This window comes from Phycisphaerae bacterium (assembly GCA_035384605.1).
Taxonomy (GTDB): domain Bacteria; phylum Planctomycetota; class Phycisphaerae; order UBA1845; family PWPN01; genus JAUCQB01.
Genome location: DAOOIV010000005.1, coordinates 66,461 through 86,020, shown reverse-complemented (window position 1 = coordinate 86,020; position 19,560 = coordinate 66,461). Strand labels below are relative to the sequence as shown.

The following is a 19,560-nucleotide window of genomic DNA, read 5'->3' as shown; positions in this document are numbered from 1 at the left end:
CTACCGTTGCACGCGGGCCGAGCCGCCCTTGGCGAAAGCTTCGACTTCTTCCAGCCGTGCCATGGTGACGTCGCCCGGGAAGGTGGTCAGCAGGGCGCCGTGGGCCCAGCCGAGGCGGAGTGCCTGCTCGGGTTCGCGCCCGGCGAGCAGACCGTAGATCAGCCCGGCTGCAAAGCCGTCGCCGCCGCCGATACGGTCGAGGACGTCGAGCTGGCACGTGGGGCTCACGAACCGCTTGCCGTCGAGCCACAGCACGGCCGCCCAGTCGTGCCGGTTGGTCGAATGCACCTCGCGCAGCGTCGTGGCGACCATCTTGACGTTCGGGAACTGCTCGACCACCCGCTCGATCATCTGGAAGAACGTCTCGGGGTCGAGCTTCGACGCGGCCTTGTGGGCGACCTCCGGGCCGGCGATGCCCAGGCCCTTCTGCAGGTCCTCTTCGTTGCCGATCAGGGCGTCCACGTTGCCGACGATCTTGCGCAGCGTCTTCTGGGCTTTTTCCAGCCCTCCAATCGGAGCCCACAGCTTGGCCCGGTAGTTCAGATCGAAGGAGTTGACCGCCCCGGACTTTCGCGCGGCCTCCATGCCCTCGATGATCAGCTCGGAAGTGGTCTCGGAGAGTGCCGCGAAAATGCCGCCCGAGTGGAACCAGCGCACCCCGCGGGCGAAGATGTCGGCCCAGTCGAAATCGCCGGGCTTGAGCAGCGAGCCGGCCTCATTGGACCGGTTGTAGAACACCACCGGCGGCCGGACGCCGTAGCCGCGGTCGCTGTACACCGTGGCGATGTTCGGGCCGCGCACGCCGTCATGCTCGAACCATTTGTAGAACGGTGTCACGCCCATTTCCCGAATGCGGCCTTGGACCAGCTCGCCAATGCCATAGTTAACCATGGCGGTGGCGATGCCCGTCCGGAGTTTGAAGCAGTCCGCAAGGTTGGCGGCCACGTTGTATTCGCCGCCCGAGACGTGGATGTCCACCGAACGGGCCTTGCGAAACGGAACCACCCCCGGGTCCAGCCGGTGAACCACCGCCCCAAGCGCCAGGAAGTCCAGCTCGCACGGGTCTTTACGCACATTCAAACCGCTCATCAGTACCCCCAGAATCATTCGAGAAAAGCATGCAGATATCCGCCGCAAAGCGCGATGTCAACCGCACCGGTCTTTCAGGACGGCGACCGTGAGGAGTTGAGGCGATATCGCCCGGGGAGTGTGTTGATTGGCCCCCGCGCCAAACGGCGGCGCGTAATCCACGTATTGCGGGCCGGCGGGATCAGGCTCGCCCCGTTCCTGGTAGGACGATGTGTACCAGTATCTTCCAGAGCAGCCTCCGACGTGTGCTCTGGCCACATTTGGTCCGTTGGAAGTACGGATTATCTCCGTTCAGACCGTTGTTCAGATCAGTCTTGGGCTCGGTTGTGGCTTCATCGCCGGTGGCACCGTCCGGGTTCAGTTGGTAGACATCGAATATGCTGAGTTGTCTGGGGGTGCTGTACTCGGCGGCCTCTGCCGCCGGCAGGCAACAGGCGGACAGCATCAGAATGATCAATGCGCTGCCCACACCGAATTGTGGGCCCATCGATGACATGTGGTCTTTCCCCTGCACGTGATCCGCCGGGCGCGAAGCGGCCAGGCGGTATGACACACTACTCGCCGCGGCACTCGGCCGTCGCCGGCACATCCGGGCCGCTGACGCATCCGACGAACACGGCGAAGTCGTTCTGGTCGATGTCTTCGTCACCATCGAGAACCGCGTTGAAGCAGGCGGGGTTCGTGACCGCCTGACCGGAGCCCGTGGCACACGCCTGAAGGTGGGCGAAATCAACCTGATCGACGTCGGTGTCTCCGTCGAAATCGCACCCCCCTCCGCCGTTGACGGTGATCACGGTTTCATCGCTCGCGGAGAGCTCCCCATCGTTGGCCGTCAGTCGCAGCGTATAGACGCCCGCCTGCGAGAAACCGGCCGTCGTGTCCACCGACGCAGCGTCGGCAAACGTGACGACGCCTGGACCGTCAACCTGGGTCCAGATGGTGGTCACGACTCCAGGCGGATCGGGCTGGCCGTCATCCGACACCGTGCCGTCAAGGACAGCACCCTGAGACAGGTGGACTACCTGGTCGTCGCCCGCCGAAACAACCGGCGGCTGGTTGGGTCCAGGTGTCTTCACCACTCGAATCGCCACGTCGCTGGTGGTGCCCGAGTTGATTGTTCGCTGACCGTCTCCGGTGATCAAACCGAGGTCGGCCGTGACGCCGGTGTTGATGTCCAGCCGGGTCACGTCGAACACACCGGAGACGCCGGTCAGGTTCAGCGTGACGCTGCCACCCCCTTGCAGAAAGATCGCATAGTCGTTGCCGAACCGCCCGCACTGCCCCCGACTCACGAGCCCGGAGGCAGGAGAAAATGACAGAAAAGCAAGATCCTTGTAGAAGCTCCAGAAGTAGCTCATGCGGACGGCACCCGGGTCGGTCGAGACATCGTTGATGTTGAAATCAGGGTAGTGAGCCCGCATCAGACTGCCCATAGTCGGATACGCCATGGCCGCCACAAAGTTGCGATGGGTGTTGCGGATCCCGAGGACCACGTCGTTGTCGTAGGTCGCCGGTTCGTACCAGTACTCCTCGAACCACACCGGCTTGCCGTACTGGCGGTAGTTCAGGGCGCTCTGGTACTGCGTTTCGGTTCGCGCGATCTGCACCTCGATATAGTCGATGTTGGGGCTGTTGGCGCTGCTGGTGTCCACGCTGGTGTGGTGACTCCCGATCGGATGATCGTAGGGGTCCTCGTCCCTGACCAGTTGCGCATCGTACGCCACCTGCTGCTGCCACGTGGAACCCCAGGGCGTGTTGCGCTCGTTCACCTCGCCGTACAGGCACCACCGGACGTTATATGCGGTGTAGCGGGCCACGCAGTATCTGAACCACCGGCTGTTGCGCTCCAGCGTGCCGAATTTGACCCACCAGTTGCTGTTGTCGGGGAATCCGCCGATGGTCAGTCCCATCATGATCCCGCGGTCGTTGGCGTACTGCACCATCTGGTCCAGTCGCTGGAAATAGGCCATATTGGGTGTATCAGTCTGCGGATTCTTGCTTGGGAATGCATCGGGCACGCCTGATCGGGTGTAGATGGCCAGCCAGATGCAGCCGAGGAAGGTGTTGAAATTCTGGGCCTGCCGGGCGTTCATCCATTGTTGCCATTCGGCGGTGGTGTTTTCCTCGGCGAAGGACCACTGCGTGTCGCCGACGGCAAGGAAGGGCGTGCCGTCGCTCAGTTTCCAGGCGTGGCCGTCGCGATGAAGGAAGCCGCGGTACAGAACGTTGGCGGCCAACTCCTCGGGGGTCGGCCCGATCGCAGTCAGAGTTCCGCTGAAACCGTTCATGCCCGCGTCGGTCGATGAGGTGGTCCAGGACCAGTCGCCTTGGGCCGTTGGGGCGAACCGCACCCTCCAGACGTTGCCCCCATCCCAGAAGCCTTTCATGGTCAACACTTTGCCGCTGGCGGGGCCGGAAGTGCCGGTGAAGGTGGCGGTCACCGAAGGTCCGTTGAGGTACGGATTACTGCCCGGCGCGTCTGCCGAAAACGCCAATTCGCAGACGCGAAAGGTGGTGGCCGTTGAAGGAGGCGTTCCGATCAGGCCGGCCCGGGCTCCTGAACCGGCCAACAACCAGAGAGCCACACCGAGTGTTACCCGACCCGAGTATCGTCTGCGTCCCGATGAAACACAGCCATTCATCTCATGCTCCCTGTTAAGCGATAGTCGAGAGCCCCGACAAGCGTCATGGTTGGAAAGGTGATAAGGCTCTTTCTCCTCCGGAGAATGCTCACCCGTTGAACTGCTGAAAACCATCGGGTGCCGGTTTCAATGTAGCGAAAGCCCGAGGTGCGATCAAGAAAAAACGCCGTCACTGAAGGAGGAACATCCACAAACCGCGAGAACGATCGACTGTCAGACGCGCCCCGCCGACGCAATGAGTGCTGTGAATTGGAAAGACACCATCTGATTTTGGGGATACCAGGGATTCTTGGGACACCATACCTATCATCCTTGTCTCATCTTTCGGCTTGGTTTTTGGGATCTGAGTATGCCGTCGAGGGTGGCCTCAAGTCGGGCGAGAAAGGCCTGCTTGCCAATCGGGCGTCCGGTTCGTTCATGGCGTTGATGCGACTACAGCTCGACCTTGATGCCGGAACAAGAAGTAGGCATATGGGGTATCCCGATCGATTCAGGGCAAGAAAAAGGAATGGCGTCCCCCGATTTGAGGATTGGGGGGTGGCGAGCAAGCAAATGGGTCCGCGAGCGCGGATCCTACGTCCTCAGGATAACAGGGCGGATCGCCGACGAGGGCGTCGGCGCTACGGAGAAGGACCATGCTGGACGAATGCGCTACCCTCGGCATCCCTGATGTTCCGCTTTGCGACGGGGCATTCGGCGGGCCGGTGCGATCGGCAGATTCTGCCGGGTAACAAGGAGGAAGTTGCGCATTTTGCGGGGTTCTTTGACCGATTGTCGGCAGCCGTAAAGTGCCTACCCGCCTCATCCGATAAGTCCAATGGGAGCCGTGCGCTTGCAGTGCGCGAGGGGAGCCCCGATGGGGGTGCCAACATGGGTCAGACCCAACAAGATGATATTGATGCCCTGCTGGCCGGCGTAAGCCAACTGGCTGCGGATGCGGCAGCGGACATCGTGGGCGACGACGGCACCGGTCCGATTTCTTCGGGCCCGGCCACGGCCGTGGCAAATGCGCCCGCGGCGGAAGACGGCGGCAAACGGGTCCCCAAGCGAACGCAGATGCCCTCAGGTATGCCGACCGTGGCACCCGCGTCCTCGGAGCGGTCGGAAGATCCCCAACGCATACTGCCACTCGAGGTGCCGGTGATTGTCACCCTTGCCGAGCGTACGATGCCGCTCTCGAAGATACTGGCGCTCACTCCCGGTTCGATCATCGAATTCGACAAGCCTTCGGACGAACTGCTCGACCTGATGATTAACAACCGGCGCATCGGCCGCGGACAGGCGGTCAAGGTGGGCGAAAACTTCGGACTCCGTGTCACGATGATCGGCTCTATTGGCAATCGAGTCGAGGCGATGAACGCGGTCTGACCTGGCCGTCACGCTCGGCGCCCGCCGGTCCGCGGAAATCGGCCCGTTCTCATTCAACTATTGACGCAACCGGTGCCGGCTTGGATATTGAGGTCATGTCGGGGACCTATTCCGAGTTTTCCGTATTCCGCGGGCACATCGGCCAGCGCATTCGCTATTACCGGCAGCGTCTCGGCCTGAACCAGACGCAGCTTGCCCGGCGTGCCAATGTCAACCAGGGCTTTCTCAGTGAGATCGAGCGGGGCAAGCGCAAGCCGTCGCCCTCGTCGCTGCGCGCGATCGCGGAGGCGCTGGACGTGGCTCCGGCGGTGCTGATTGGAGACGGGCTCGAACACGATACGCCTCAGCCGCTGGAAACCCGAGACCTGCCTTTGTTTGGCGCGATACCGGCCGGCTCCCCCGCCGAAACTCAGGAACAGATCGAGATGTTCCCGGTCCTGCGACACCTGTGGGGACACGATCGGTACATTCTTCGTTTGACGTTCGATTCCATGGAACCGACACTCAAACCCGGCGACCTCGTGCTCGTGGAATACCGGCAGGACGTCAATCCCGAGCACGTGCAAGGTCGAATCTGTGCCTGCCTTGTGGATGGCACGCCGACCCTTAAACGCGTCTCCGTTGAGCTGCAAAGGAGCAGTCGAATCGTGATTCTGCGCGGGGACAATCCCACAGTTCCTCCCATGCTGATCGACGAGTCTCGGGATTTCCTCATTCAGGGGATTGTCACCCATCTGGTCAGCCGCGACCTATGAGACCTTGCGCGATTCATTGCACGCGCGCGAGTTTGGTTGCACATCCGCCACGGCCTCAGGCTACCGCCGCCCATTAGGGCCTCGAAGCACGGTAATGCTTTTTAATCGTTGAAAGACCGTGCGGCAGCGTGCAAATCGTGGCGCATTCTATTCCCGCTCGGGCTCGAATACTCGCGACGGCCACGAGAACACCGGAATCCCCAAATCCATTGCCCGCAACGATTTGCGGAACACAGGCGGCTTTGCACTGATCGGCTGCCGAGTTTGGCACGGCACGTGCTACTGTTCACGCGGAGGATTGTGGAAAAGCATGATGACCGGTTCTGGAACGAAGACGCGAAGACTGTGCAGCTTCAGGCTGGCCGATGTGTTGTGTCCTGAACCGCGACAAGTACTCGTGCACTTGACTCCGGAGCTCGAGGTCAGCGGTGAAGTGGTGTTCATGAGCGATCAAGGTCAGCAACCGGATCGCTTCGCGATAGTGAATGTAGAGGGGATTCTTTCCCCGTTGATCGTGCCGACGGAAAGGCTGCGGGGCGAAGAACACCCTGAGGCGCGAGGATATTGAGACTCTGTCGGCCGCGAGGCCCGACAGGAGGAGGAGGAAAAGCCTGTCGCCTTGATTCAAGGCGACGTCCGTCCGAGGCCTTATCGGGAAAAGCAGGCCGGAGACGGGCTTGATTCTCTCTCCCAGGCGAGTGGTTATCCTCGGATTTCTCTCGCCTGGCGATAGGAACTATCTGCGAGCCGGTTGGGATCAGGAAACCATACCGGGTTCGCGGTCGATTGGTCGCCGGACTCCTCCGCAGTAGCGGAAGAGGCAAAGAATTGGTTAGCCCCCCACCTGGGTTTGGGTGGCTCCGGTATAGGGTTATGATTCTCCCGAAGAATTGAAAGCGTGGCTGGCCACGCCGTCTTCGGAAGGGATGCTCAGCCCGGCGGCAGGCGTCGGAGCGGGCAACAACGAATCTCTCTCTCCCTACCAGGCTTGGGTTTCGTCTCGAAGCCCTTGCCTGGGTTTTTTTGGGCGGGCAGGCAAAGCCGAGCTGAGCTTTGAGCCGGCGCACGACCTGTTTTCGTTCGCTGATCCCCAGGCCACCGATCCAGTCTCATCAAGTTAGCAATCCATAAGTCTTTTACCCAAATGAACTTATGGATCAGATGGTCCGAAGACCTGTCGCCTGAGCCCTGCATGAGTGCTAACATACGTATTGGCAGTATGTTGCAGTTTTTGGGGGATTCGGATTCGGAGGCATGTTTGTCGCTAGTAGGCCTGTGAAAGCTGCCGATATAAAAGCGCTTGATTGCCGAAACTCGTTGCTGTAGACTAACTTGCGTGCCTTGGCCGGTGGAAGAGCGATGGACCGGCCAGCACTTCGGAGCGGGATTCCCGTGATTGCGTAATCTTCATTGCTGAAGGCGAGCACCGGGCGCTTCCAGAGGCGGGCAGCCGGGGCCGTGGAGAGCCGAGGCGGATTTAAAGGACTTGCGTCGAGGTCAGCCATGCAGACCATCACCAAGAAAGAGTTGATCGACCGGATAGCCGAGAGCTGCAACCACAAGCGCGTCGTGGTCAAGCGGATCATCCAGACATTCCTTGACCAGATCATCGACGAATTGGGTCGCGGTAACCGGCTGGAATTTCGGGACTTCGGCGTCTTCGAAAGCAAGGTGCGCGCCGCCAGAACGGCCCAGAATCCCAAGACCCTCGAGCGGGTCGCGGTTCCGTCGAAGCGTACGGTGAAGTTCAAGGTAGGGCGGCTCATGAAAGACCGGCTGGTGGCGGCCAGCGGCGATTCGCCTTCGCCTCTCAGCGGCGTGGCTGGTCGGAAGCCCGCCTCGGGGAACGACGGCTCCAAGACTTGAGCCGGCCTCGCGCACCTGCGGCCCATGACAACACCAAGGACCCCTGAGGAATAACGTTCAGGGGTCGTTTTTTGCGCGGCGTTCCTGCCGGATTGCCTGGCGTGCCGAGGAGATCGTGCGGCAGGTCTTGATCCCTGTGGCATCCTCGACGCTCAACCGTGTGTGCGCATCGAAACAGAGCATGTCCACACGGAGTCGTGGACATGATGCCCGCGCGGCAGGTCGGCGTTGTACCGCCCTGAAAGCGGGGGTATCTTGCCTTTGTCATGCCGGATGAAAGACTGCGACACGGCTGGCTGCGAGCGTTAGGGCGGGCGGAGATGCCGGCGCGGATCGCGCTGCACGATGGTTACTATACTCACCTGCGCACCTGGAAGCACGATTTCTTCGCCGCAACCGGCCTCTATGAGGGGCCGTCGGGCCGGGTGGTGTTGAAGCTTGGTCGTACGGCAAGTCTGCTGGTAATTCCTGGATCATGGATCGGCCGCCTTCTATGTGATCGCGAGCTGGACTTGTATCGCGCCGTCGACGACCTGCCGGGCGTGCCCAAGTGCCTGGGCAAATGGGGCCGGACCGGCTTGGTTCATGCCTTTGTCGAAGGTCACCCGCTCCAGAAGCAGGAACGGGTTGACGACGAGTTCTTTCCTCGTCTGGAACGGCTCATCAACGAGCTGCATCGACGCAATATCGCTTACGTGGACCTCGAAAAACGAGAAAACATCCTGGTTGGCGCCGAGGGACGTCCGTGGCTGATCGACTTTCAGATTTCCTGGCGCTGGCCTTCGGATGCCGCCGAACGGCGAGGGGGACTCAAACGTTTGATTCCGGACCGGCTGGGTCTATACCTTCTGAAGCGGTTGCAGGAAGGCGATCGCTATCACCTGCTCAAGCATCGTCGACGCCACCGGCCTGACACATTGACGCCCGAGCAGATCGAGGCGTCTTATCGGCTCGGCTTCTGGCACCGGATGCACCGGCGGGTCTCCCGGCCGCTGACGCTGTTACGCAGGTCGGTTCTGAAGATGCTCACCGGCCGATGGCAATCGCTGAAGCAGGATGGGCCCGAGTTCATGGAACAGCCGGCAGCCGGAGCGGCCGGCCGGATGTCTGCCGAAACGAGGAACAGTGGGACGGCGTGACATCCGCATGCGCCGGCTGACAGGCCGCCAATGGCACCCGGCGGGTGTTGCATGAGATCATCGCTGACGCGACAGGAGCTCGATCTTATCGAGGCGTTTCGCTCCCGTGTCGAGACGCTTGCGGGCACGCGGCTTGGCTTGCCCCAGCTTGAGCGGCATGACCGTCCGGATCACTGGGTCATGGCCAGTCGTTGGCCGATGGACCGCCACTGGTGGCTCGAACTGGCCGTCCGCCCGACGGTCCCGCAGATCCGCGTGACCGTGGTGACCGACGACCCGATGCGCAGCCTCGACGCGGAGGTCATGATCTCGGAATCCAGCCTCACGCTTCGAGAGTTCATCAGTCTGGGTTTCCACGATGCCGGCCTGGCCTGGCCCGAGCCGCCCGTGGAACACTATCGAGAAAACGCTGAGCGGTTCTGCTTTGCCACGCCTTTGGACCTCGCGTCGTTGGACGAGCTTTGCGGCGAGGCCATGCGTGAAAAGGTGCTGAAGATGCTGGACGGATATCATCGGTGCTTTACCGGCCGTGTCGTGGGATCACGTTGAGATTGCCGATAGATGGACCGGGCAGTCCCCGCTGCGGGGTTAGTGCAATGGCTGATGACGCGGAACAGATCATTTCTCCAGTCAGCACGCTGTTGGTCATCGACGACGACGTCCTCGACCGTCTCGGCAGCACGGTCCGTCAACTGTGCGTGGGAATGATTGATGAGGTCGTGCGGGTGATGGTACTGGCCCGCTCGACCTGCCGGATCGAAGAGGCGATAGGCCCGTCGCAGTTGTTCTATCTGCCCAGGCGTTGCTGGCCATGGCACTGGCGGCGGTTGAACCCCGATCAAGCCCTGGCCCTGATCGGCGACGAGAAACCCGATGTGATTCACTGCATGTCGGCGGACCTGTTGCACATGGCGCAGGATTGGGTGATGGAGTGGGGGAGCCGAGTCGTGGTGCACCTGACCGACCTTTCCGACGTCCGCCGCTTTCTCAGATTGCGGCTTCCGCCGGAACTGGTCGTCATTTGCACGACGCCGACCCTTCAACAGTCGTTGGTTCGAAAGCGGCCGGACCTGGTCAGCCGCATCCGGGTGATTCCTCTGGGCATCCCCGCCAGCCCGGAGCCGGCGTGTTTTGCGGATCCGGAGCGGGTCCCCACTGTCCTGGTAACGGCCCCGTTGACGCACGACTGCGGTCTGCACCTGATTCTCAAGGCGATGGATGCCGTAATCGCAGCCGGGCAAGACATGCATCTTTTTGTGTTGTCCTCGGGTCCCGGCGAGTACGTGTTTCGCAAGGTGGTTCGGCAACTCGGGTTGCGTTCGCGGGTAACGTTTGCAGGCGAGCTGCACGACTGGACGGCCATGCAGGCGGCCATGCGCGACGCGGACTTCTACATTCTGCCGGGCGAGCGGCGGCGTTTCACCATTAGCACGCTGATGGCCATGGCTACAGGCCTGGCGATTATCGCTCCGACGGGGACGATCGGCGACTACTTGATCGACGGCGTGACTGCCTCCCTCTTCGACCCTCAGAAACCCCGTCAGATCAGCGAGAAGCTGTCGGCCCTGCTGGCGGACAAGGCCGTTGCCCGGAGGCTTGCCCAGGGGGGGTTGGAGTACATTCGGGCCCACCATCAGGCCAGTGCCATGGTTTCCAGCATCGCGGGTGTTTATCGAGAGCTTTGCAGCCCGGGCGAATAGCCGGCCGAACCCGCGCCGCCCCCGGTTATAAACATCGTCTTTGATTCAACTTGCGGCTACCGTCGGGGGGGCGTAACATATGGCGCAAGCATGTGACTATACCTCCGGAGCCTTTTGGGCAGGCACGCACGGACCGGGATCTGCGCCGGTGGACGGCCAACTCGGAGGTTGACCGTCAGGGACAAACGCAAAATGCCGCGGAGGCAAACCGGCGTGGGACGCGTCCAAAGGTCTGGTGCAGCTTCTGCGGGCGGTGCGACGATGTCCGCGACATTACCCTTTATTCCAGACTTGCGAATACTTCGCCCTGGCGTACGTTCGCTCCTGCTCGTGGCAATGACAGCGCTGGCGGCGGTGCCGTTCCGAGACTCTTCGGCCCAGGAGACCAACGCCACACAGCCGTCTGCCTCTTCGCTGACTTCCCAACAGGCAGGCCAGATCTACGTTCTGCCGATACGGGGCGAGATCACGAACGTCACTCATGATAGTCTCAAGCGACGACTGGGCATGACTGAGGGGACGAACCTCCAGATTGTCGTTATCGAGCTCGATACCCCAGGCGGTGCCCTGAAAGCCACGCTTGAGATATGCCACGAGCTCAAGGCGTTGCGAGACGACGGTGTGCGTGTGGTCGCTTGGGTTAACCACGAGGCTTACAGCGCCGGGACGATCATCGCCCTCGCGGCTGACGAGATCGTTATGGCCCGGAACGCGACCATCGGCGACTGCCAGCCGATCCAGATCACCCAGGAAGGAGCCTCGGCGATTCCCGACGACATCAAAGCCAAGGCCGTAAGCCCCTTGCTGGCGGAGCTGGAGGACTCGGCAAGGCGAAACAACTACGAATACGAAACCCTCCTGGCACTCATCGATCCTGCGGTCAGTTTGTACTGGTTGAGGAACACCGAGACCGGCGAGAGACGGCTGGTGGACACTAAGGGGCGGGACAGGCTGTTCGGCCTGGAGCGAAAAGAGAGCGCTGGCGGCGGCGTCAGCGGCCTGCTGAAGATCCTGGGCACGAACACGGAGAAAGACACGAAGGACTCAAGCGGTGACGTGTCGGATTCCAGGAGCCGCACGGCCTGGAAGTACGTCGAAAACGACCCGAGCCTGGGGCGAATCTCGCAGCCGGTCGATGGGCCGGATCAATTGTTGACCATGCGAACGGACAAGGCCAAGGCCTTTGGTTTCTGCCGGGCGACGGTCAGCAACGACGCGGAGCTTCGCGAATACCTGAAAGTAAACTGGCCGGTCACCCGTCTGGAGAGTAACTGGATCGAGTCCATCATTAAGTGGCTGGCTTCGCCGCTGGTGCGGGGCATCCTGTTCCTCTTCATGCTCTTGGCGATCTACACGGAACTCAACACTCCGGGTGTGGGCATCGCGGGTGCCGTCGCCCTGATTTGCCTGATCCTGTTTCTTGGGGCGCCCTACCTGACCGGCTACACGGTGACCTGGGAAATTGTGGCAATCGTCCTGGGCGCGATCCTGCTGCTGATCGAGATATTCGTCATTCCCGGTTTCGGAGTGGCCGGTGTACTGGGCGTGATTCTGATGGCCGTCGGTCTGCTATTCTCCTTCGCCCCATCCGAGCCGGGCTTCGAACGCGAGCTGTGGCCGAGGATACCCACCTTCGGAATGATTTATGTCTACCTCAAGCACGGGTTGTACGCCCTGACAGGCGGTCTGGTGGGCTCGCTGGTCGGCATGTACTTCATCGCCCGTTACCTGCCGCGTGTGCCCGTGGCCGGCAGCTTGATCGCTCCGAACCCCGACCACGAGGCCGTCCAGCTCGATGATCCTTATCATGGGGTCGCCCTGGTTGGTGACACGGGAACCGCCGAGACCCTGCTGCGGCCGGCGGGGAAGGCCCGATTCGGCCGGATGCTGGTTGACGTTGTCTCCGAAGGTGAGTACATCGAGAGCGGCGCGGCCGTCGTAGTTGTGGAGCGGAGGGGCAATCGCGTGGTAGTGCGACGGGCCGGATGAACGATATCCTGAGGCGACTGCCTGTTTGTGGACCGCTGCCAAAGCGCCTTGCGGGCCGGAAATACATACGCAGGCTGAACTGATCTCTGGCCCCGAGGTCGCAGCGTCGAGGGTCTGATGTATGCCCGATTGGCTGGGTATTGTTCTGCTGTATCTGATCGGTACGGCCGTCCTGGTGGCGGAGATTTTTATCCCTTCACACGGGGTACTGAGCCTGGTTGCGTTCGCCATGCTCGGCTTCGCCGTCTACGAGACGTTTCAGATGAGCGGTTTGTGGGGCCTGGTCGGGCTGTCCTCGCTGGCAGTCCTGATCCCCGCGTCGGTGTTGATGGTGGTCCGGACGTGGCACCGGACTCCGATCGGCAAGCGCATCTGCCCCCCGAACCCGCAACTGAGCGAGGAAGACCGAATGCCGCTGGAGCCGCTGCGGGCCGTTATCGGGCGGAGAGGTCGAACCGTGACCTTGCTGCGGCCGGTGGGAACTTGCGACTTTCAGGGCCGGCGATATGAATGCAAAGCCGAGCAGGGCGTCATTCAGAAGGATGTAGAGGTGGAAGCCATTGGACTGGTCGATCGGACGCTCGTTGTCCGGCCGGTGTCGAGTTGAGCTTTCGGAAGGCATGCGATATCGATCTGGACGGTCCAGCCGTGGTCAAGGCGGTGCAACAGATGACATCCGGCGTCGGCACACTATAATGAGTTGGCCAAAGGGCGTTGCCGCGGTTCTCGAAAGCGGGCCCCGACGATGAATAATCTCAGTTCCTCAAAAACAAGAAAGGGCTTCACATGATAGAGCACATTCTCGCACTGAGCCTGCTGGCCCAGAGGACGCCGCAGCACGACGGGATCCCGTGGGGCATCATTGTCATTGTCGCGATCGGGCTCCTCTGCCTCTTCGTGCTAGCCCTCGTGGGACAGGTGTTCAATCTCTGGCTCCAGGCGTTCATGAGCGGTGCCGGCGTGAGAATTACCGACCTGATCGGCATGCGGTTTCGTAAAGTCGACGCCCGGACGATCGTGATGAGCAAGATCCGGGCGGTGAAGGCCGGTTTGTTGGAGATCACGACCAACGACCTGGAGACGCACTATCTGGCCGGCGGACGGGTACAGAACGTCATTTCGTCGCTGATCGCCGCGGATCGTGCCCGCATCGATATGACTTTCAAGACGGCCTGTGCGATTGACCTCGCCGGTCGTGATGTCTTGGAGGCGGTGCACACCTCGGTTAATCCGAAGGTGATTGATTGCCCGAACCCGGCCAGCGGCAAGCAAAGCATCGAGGCGGTCGCCAAGGACGGCATTCAGCTCAAGGCTCGGGCGCGGGTGACGGTGCGAACGAACATCGCGCGCTTGGTCGGCGGTGCCACGGAAGAAACGATCATTGCCCGTGTCGGCGAAGGCATCGTGACCAGTATCGGCTCGGCCGAGAACTACAAAGTGGTGCTCGAAAACCCGGACGTAATCTCCAAACGCGTACTGGAAAAGGGTCTGGACGCAGGTACGGCGTTCGAGATTCTCTCGATCGACATCGCCGATGTGGACGTCGGGGTCAACGTGGGTGCCCAGCTTCAGGCCGATCAGGCTGAAGCCGACAAGCGGCGGTTCCAGGCCGAGGCCGAGAAGCGGGCGGCGATGGCTCGCGCCCGCGAGGCGGAGATGCGCGCATTGGTCGAAGAGAACCGCGCCAAGGTGGTCGAGGCCGAGGCGACCGTACCGCTGGCCATCGCCGAGGCCTTCCGCAGCGGCAACCTGGGCATCATGGATTACTACCGGATCAGGAACATCCAGGCCGACACCGCGATGCGCAGCGCGATCGGCGGCGAAACCAAGCCGCCGGAGCAGAAGAAGTCGTAAGTGTGCTGAGCAAGAGGATCTGAGTGATGTGGCAGCACGTGACGATCGCAGAGGCAGGCAGTAGCTGCTTCTTCTATGTCCTTCTGGTGGTGGTGCTGATCGTCATGGGCTACCTGCGGATGAAGATCGAGCAGGTTGGAGGCGAGCAGCGCAAGGCAGGTCCGAAGCGGCCGGTGCAACGCGGCGTCCCGCAGAGCCGCGTCGAGGAACCCGGCCGTCGGTTGCCGCCCAGGCCACCGGCTCCCGGACGCCCGCTACAGCCGCAACGTCAGGCGCCCCGCCCACCGGCCGTCTGGGAGGCGCCGGCACCTCGCCGCCCTGATCAACCTCAGCCGGTTGCCAGACCGCAACCGTCCCCTCAACGACCGTCGTCACCTACCCCGCGCCCCCCGCAAGAACGACGCGTTGTCGCCGCTGCGATACCGGACCAAGGCGAACCGGCAGCCAAAGAGTTTACCCGGATCGCTTCGAAACCGTTGCCCGTCGTGGCACCCCCGGAGGCGAAGACGTTGGCCGTTCCGGCGGTCGGGGAGTCAGAGCTCCAACCATCGACCAGCGTCGAAGCCAGGCGGCCCTTCGTGCGACTTGTGGGCTTGCCTCTGATAGAGCTTCAGAGGGCGTTTGTCTTCGGCGAGATACTCGCCCCGCCGCTGGCGCTGCGCGAGGAGCAGAAGCTCTTCTGACCTGTTGGATCAGTCTCCGAGCGGCAGGTCTTGGTCGCCGGGGCGACCTCGACACCGCCCTGCCTACCGGGCGATCAGTTCCAGGCCGATGGGCCCGCTGTGGAGACCTGGAAGCGTGAGCTTTATTCTGCCGTCGCCCAGCGGTCCGAGTGCACCCTGGCGTCCCAGCACGTAGCGTACGTGCCACTGGCCGTTGATCTTGGGTAGATGATCCACTTTGATCTGCACGTCGAACGGACCCGGCGTCTCCGATTTGTTCGCCAGGAATACCAACGCGCGATTGGGCATTGTGTAGTTACCGGCGTAGAAGCCTTCGCCGCTGACCAGTTCCTGGGCATACCACGGCCGTGCCTCGATCAGTCGGTCGAAATCGATCGATTCCAGGAGTCGCCAGAGCGGGCGAATGCGTTTCCAGGTCTCGGCGGTGTCGGCCACGTCGCCCCATGCGCCGTTGCCGCTACAGACCTGAATGTCGCTCATGCAGACCGCGGCCATCGCGATGTTGTAGGGATTCTGCGAGGTCTCGCGCATGCCGTACATCTTGAAGGGGGTACCGGTCAGCAGGGCGTTGTAGCTGTTGCGGTAGTCCTCGGGCGGAGCCTCCTGGAATGACTCGCCGATCATGCGGCAGTCGTAAAAGCCCGTGATCAGCATGTCGTGGCTGCCGCCCCATTGCTCCAGACCAAAGCGGGCCTTGTGCCGCTGGAGGACTTTTTTGATCCGGTAGTAGAACCGGTGCTGGATCTCATCGAGCGACAGATCCGCATCCTCCGGGGGAAAAGGGAACAGGCCCGATTTCTGCGAAGCACCCTCCGGGCCGTCCCGGCAAATCGGACCTGTCCCCTTTTCCGGCCTCAGCCGCCCCCACGTCGCGCCACCCAGGCCGCCGTCGGCATAGAAGCCGTCGAGGCCGTATTCGCGGCACCAGTAGTCGGTCATCCAGGGCAGGAACTCCTGCCAGCGGCCGGGAGTGGCGTAAAAGGTGAAGTCCTGCAGGTCCCAGTTCTTCTGATAGTCGTCGAGCGCATCATCAAACCGCAGCAGCGAGCTGCGCCCCGGCACGATCCCGATGTAACCGATCGCGGCCATGCCGAGACGATGCGTTTCTCTCATCGCCCGTTTCATTTCGCGATGGTTGACCAGAAAGCCCTCTCGGTCGCGGAAATCGTTGCTGATCCAGGTGTGGTGCCAGACCATCGCCTCCGTGCCGTTGGCCTTGAATCGTGCCAAGTCGACATTGTCGGGATACTCCTGGAAGCTGGGCATGCGACGCCAGTGCTGGATGGGGCCTTCGGGGTACTTGATGTAGTGAACCATCCGGGTCGTGAAGCCGATGCGATTGAGCGGTTGGGCGGGTAGCCAAAGGGTGGCAAATCGCAGCTTACTACCCTTGATCACCAGGGCCACTTCGCCTTTCCCGCCGGCACGGCTGCCAAGATCGATGTCGGGGGCCAGCGACTTGATCAGCACGCCGGCCTTGGCGTTGTGCTCATAGTACGCACCGCCCTTCATGCCGGAGGCGATGGCCACTGCCATTCCGGCCTCGGACGAGGCCGCTTGCTTGGTCCGAGCGGCAAACTGCGGCGCCAAGCCGACGAATGCCTGGATCTGCTTCGGCTCGACGCCCTCGACCGTCACCGTCCACCACCACACCGTCAAAACCGTGAATCGCGCCGTGACGTGTGCCGTCGCCTTTCGTCCGCTGCCGCTGACCAGGGGCAGGGCCATCCGCAAAGCGAGCGGATCGGCTTGAAAGGCAACTTGCCCATCAGGATCGGCACGGAATGCTTCGCCGTCTTCGGAGGTGACGATCACCTCGGGAAAAGCGCCCTCGATGAGTGTATCGTTGCCGTAAAGCCCGGCCTTGACCACTCCGTGCGGCACACCCCTGTCAGCGGACACCACGGCCGTGGCGCCTGTCGGCGGCCAAGTCCACTTTACACCGTCAGGCGTCACCTCGACCTGGTTGGCCTTGCGGACGTCGCCCTCGTACTCCGCGTCCAGACCCTTGCAGAACTCATGCATGTCGCGCAGGCACGCCTCGCGGCGAGCTTTCTCGGCGCTGGAGATCAACTCATACTGGCTGATGTTGCGGACTGCCACGGTACCGGTCGATCCGAACCCGTATTTGCCGCCGGCAGGGTCGGGGTCTTCGAACTCCAGAAGATTGCTCCAACTCGACAACGGCACCGCGACCCGAAAGCCGAGCCAGATGTCCGGCGCCGCCCGCAACGTGACTCTTGCACCTCGAGCTTCCAGCGACAGCAGATGCCAGCCGCGCGCCAGACGTCTGAACTGAAACTCGCCGATCAGGCAGGCGTTCGATTCCTCCGGCATGGGCGACGAGTGCGACTGCCCGCCGATCATGGACCGGCTGACGGTGATCGACAGGGCCCGGGCGGTCCCCTTGAGCAGGTCCAACTCGATCATCACTTCGCCAAAGGCGTCAGTCGAACGCAGCACGATGATGATCGGCTTGTCTCGTTGCTCGATCTCGAAATAGACAATCTGGTTGCGAAGAGGAACCCCCCCACAGGCTACCGTGTTCGTGATCTCCGTCCAGCTATCGTTCACACGAACCTTCTGCTCAGGCGGACCCTTGAAATCCGCCCGTTCGAATGGCAGACCGAGGTTGTACCAGGCCCGCTTGGCCACCCATTCCATCACGTGCAGTTGCCGGGCCCCGTCCTCCTGGCCGGCGGCGAATCCAAGAACCGGCTCGGGGATCGTTGAAACGCCATCCTCTGCCGGAGCGGGCTTGCGGAACCGTTGCGGGCCGGCGCAGCCGGTCACCAGAACCGGACCGAGGCAAAACAACAGCACCGATGCTAGAATGCTCTTTGAGTTCTTCATGGGCGGTAGAATAATGGCTGCGTCGCGATGTCGCAACTGACCTTGACGAGCCGGCGCGTTTATCCCGCCGGTGGGACACGTGCGCGGAAGACCGCGGGGATAAACCCCGCGGCTCTTCAAGGATCACCGTGCCGAGAATCCTCTTCGGCACTCGCCACAAGGATGCCGAGAAATGCCCGCAAAGTCGGACTCTCAAAACCTGCCCCCCGACCAGAAGCATCAGTTGACCGAGTGGGACCGCCGCTGCGTCTGGCATCCGTTTACGCAGCACTCGCTGTGGAACGTCGCCGAGCCGCTGATCATCGTCGGCGGTGAGGGCGAATATCTGCTCGACGCCGACGGCAATCGTTACATCGACGGTCATTCCAGCCTGTGGTGCAACGTCCACGGACACCGCCGTCCCGAGATCAACGGCGCCATCATCAAGCAGTTGGATCGCATCGCTCATTCGACGCAGCTTGGCTTGGCCTCACCGCCGGCCATCCGTCTGGCAAAGCGCCTGATCGACATCGCTCCGCCGGGCTTGACCAAGGTCTTCTATTCCGACGACGGCTCCACCAGCGTCGAAGTCGCCGCGAAAATGGCCTACGGCTACTGGCACCACAACGGCCGGCCGCAGCGCAGCCGCTTCATCGCCCTGCGAAACGCCTACCACGGCGACACCATCGGAGCGGTCAGCCTCGGCGGCATCGACCTGTTCCATCGTGTTTATTCACCGATGCTGTTCAAGACCGAGTTTGCCCCCTCGCCCTATTGCTACCGCTGCCCTCTGGGCAAGTGCCGGGATACCTGCAATCTGGCCTGCGCCGACGAGATCGGTCGCTTGCTGAGCGAGTATCGGGGGCAGGTTGCGGCGGTGGTGGTTGAGCCGCTCATTCAGTGCGCAGCGGGGATGATCACTGCTCCCCAGGGTCACCTGCGGCGGGTTCGCGAGCTGTGCGACCGGCATGACGTGCTTCTGATCGCCGATGAGGTGGCGACCGGCATGGGCCGCACCGGGCGGATGTTCGCTTGTGAGCACGAGAACGTGGCGCCCGACCTGATGTGCGTTTCCAAGGGGCTTACGGGCGGCTACCTGCCGCTGGCAGCGACGCTGGCGAGCGAACGGATCTACGAGGCGTTCCTTGGGCCGATCGACAGCGGCCGGACCTTCTACCACGGCCATACCTTCACCGGCAACCCGCTCGGTTGCGTGGCCGCTTTGGCGAACCTCGATATCTTCGAGTCCGACCGGACGCTGGAACAACTGCCCCCCAAGATCGAGCGACTCGCCGAGCATCTCCGGCGGCTGGCCGACAACCCCCATGTCGGCGATGTGCGCCAATGTGGCATGATCGCGGGCATTGAGCTGGTCAAGGACAAGTCCACCCGCGAGCAGTATCCCTATGGCATGCAAGTCGGCGCTCAGGTGTGCGCCCACGCCCGCCAATACGGAGTCATCATCCGTCCGCTGGCTGATGTGATTGTCATCATGCCCCCGCTGGTCATCTCCGCCGAGAACATCGACCACCTGATGAATACCGTTGAGAGGTGCATCACGGAGGTCGTGCCTCGTGTTCAAACGGGCGTTGGCGACGGGTTGGAGTGAGGGCGATTGGAGTTCTCCCTGGTCAGGTCGCAGT

The 19,560-nt window shown here is 62.1% G+C and carries 16 protein-coding genes; 12 read left to right on the top strand and 4 right to left on the bottom strand.

Features of this window, described 5'->3' with window-relative positions:
- The 3 genes from PLL20_02630 to PLL20_02620 form a co-directional block, all read right to left on the bottom strand.
- Positions 1–1,089 carry a sugar kinase gene (locus tag PLL20_02630; protein HPD28863.1) on the bottom strand — a complete coding sequence of 363 codons (1,089 nt, stop codon included), beginning with the start codon at positions 1,087–1,089 and terminating at the stop codon, positions 1–3.
- A 181-nt stretch (positions 1,090–1,270) separates the two neighbouring features.
- Positions 1,271–1,585 carry a hypothetical protein gene (locus PLL20_02625; protein HPD28862.1) on the bottom strand — a complete coding sequence of 105 codons (315 nt, stop codon included), beginning with the start codon at positions 1,583–1,585 and terminating at the stop codon, positions 1,271–1,273.
- A 58-nt stretch (positions 1,586–1,643) separates the two neighbouring features.
- Complete coding sequence (locus PLL20_02620; protein HPD28861.1) at positions 1,644–3,731, bottom strand: DUF4038 domain-containing protein; 2,088 nt, start codon at positions 3,729–3,731, stop codon at positions 1,644–1,646.
- Positions 3,732–4,601: 870 nt separating this feature from the next.
- Here PLL20_02620 and PLL20_02615 point away from each other — a divergent pair.
- From PLL20_02615 to PLL20_02565, 11 genes are all read left to right on the top strand, one after another.
- Positions 4,602–5,099 (top strand): FliM/FliN family flagellar motor switch protein, encoded by a 498-nt coding sequence (locus PLL20_02615; GenBank protein ID HPD28860.1) that lies wholly within the window; start codon positions 4,602–4,604, stop codon positions 5,097–5,099.
- Between the two features lie 95 nt (positions 5,100–5,194).
- A complete protein-coding gene (locus PLL20_02610) occupies positions 5,195–5,854 on the top strand; it encodes an XRE family transcriptional regulator (GenBank protein HPD28859.1) in 660 nt (219 codons plus the stop codon).
- A gap of 310 nt (positions 5,855–6,164) precedes the next feature.
- The gene (locus PLL20_02605) at positions 6,165–6,422 is read left to right on the top strand and encodes a hypothetical protein (GenBank protein HPD28858.1); all 258 of its coding nucleotides are present in this window, start codon (positions 6,165–6,167) and stop codon (positions 6,420–6,422) included.
- 935 nt (positions 6,423–7,357) lie between these two features.
- Positions 7,358–7,720: an HU family DNA-binding protein gene (locus tag PLL20_02600; protein ID HPD28857.1), complete on the top strand. Its 363-nt coding sequence runs from the start codon at positions 7,358–7,360 to the stop codon at positions 7,718–7,720.
- Positions 7,721–7,986: 266 nt separating this feature from the next.
- Positions 7,987–8,859: a hypothetical protein gene (locus PLL20_02595; GenBank protein HPD28856.1), complete on the top strand. Its 873-nt coding sequence runs from the start codon at positions 7,987–7,989 to the stop codon at positions 8,857–8,859.
- Between the two features lie 51 nt (positions 8,860–8,910).
- Positions 8,911–9,408: a hypothetical protein gene (locus PLL20_02590; GenBank protein ID HPD28855.1), complete on the top strand. Its 498-nt coding sequence runs from the start codon at positions 8,911–8,913 to the stop codon at positions 9,406–9,408.
- Between the two features lie 47 nt (positions 9,409–9,455).
- Entirely contained in the window at positions 9,456–10,559 is a 1,104-nt protein-coding gene (locus PLL20_02585; GenBank protein ID HPD28854.1) for a glycosyltransferase family 4 protein, read from the top strand.
- 261 nt (positions 10,560–10,820) lie between these two features.
- Positions 10,821–12,548, top strand: coding sequence for an NfeD family protein (locus tag PLL20_02580; GenBank protein ID HPD28853.1), 1,728 nt, complete (start codon positions 10,821–10,823; stop codon positions 12,546–12,548).
- A 121-nt stretch (positions 12,549–12,669) separates the two neighbouring features.
- The gene (locus PLL20_02575; GenBank protein HPD28852.1) at positions 12,670–13,155 is read left to right on the top strand and encodes a hypothetical protein; all 486 of its coding nucleotides are present in this window, start codon (positions 12,670–12,672) and stop codon (positions 13,153–13,155) included.
- 179 nt (positions 13,156–13,334) lie between these two features.
- Positions 13,335–14,402, top strand: a complete 1,068-nt coding sequence (gene floA / locus PLL20_02570) for a flotillin-like protein FloA (protein HPD28851.1) — start codon at positions 13,335–13,337, stop codon at positions 14,400–14,402.
- A 23-nt stretch (positions 14,403–14,425) separates the two neighbouring features.
- Entirely contained in the window at positions 14,426–15,085 is a 660-nt protein-coding gene (locus PLL20_02565; protein ID HPD28850.1) for a hypothetical protein, read from the top strand.
- Positions 15,086–15,148: 63 nt separating this feature from the next.
- Here PLL20_02565 and PLL20_02560 read toward each other — a convergent pair whose 3' ends face one another.
- On the bottom strand, positions 15,149–17,938 hold the full coding sequence (locus PLL20_02560) for a hypothetical protein (GenBank protein ID HPD28849.1): 2,790 nt from the start codon (positions 17,936–17,938) through the stop codon (positions 15,149–15,151).
- A 172-nt stretch (positions 17,939–18,110) separates the two neighbouring features.
- On the opposite strand from PLL20_02560, the gene bioA reads away from it, so the two are divergent.
- Complete coding sequence (gene bioA / locus PLL20_02555) at positions 18,111–19,526, top strand: adenosylmethionine--8-amino-7-oxononanoate transaminase (protein HPD28848.1); 1,416 nt, start codon at positions 18,111–18,113, stop codon at positions 19,524–19,526.
- The last annotated feature ends 34 nt before the right edge of the window (positions 19,527–19,560 follow it).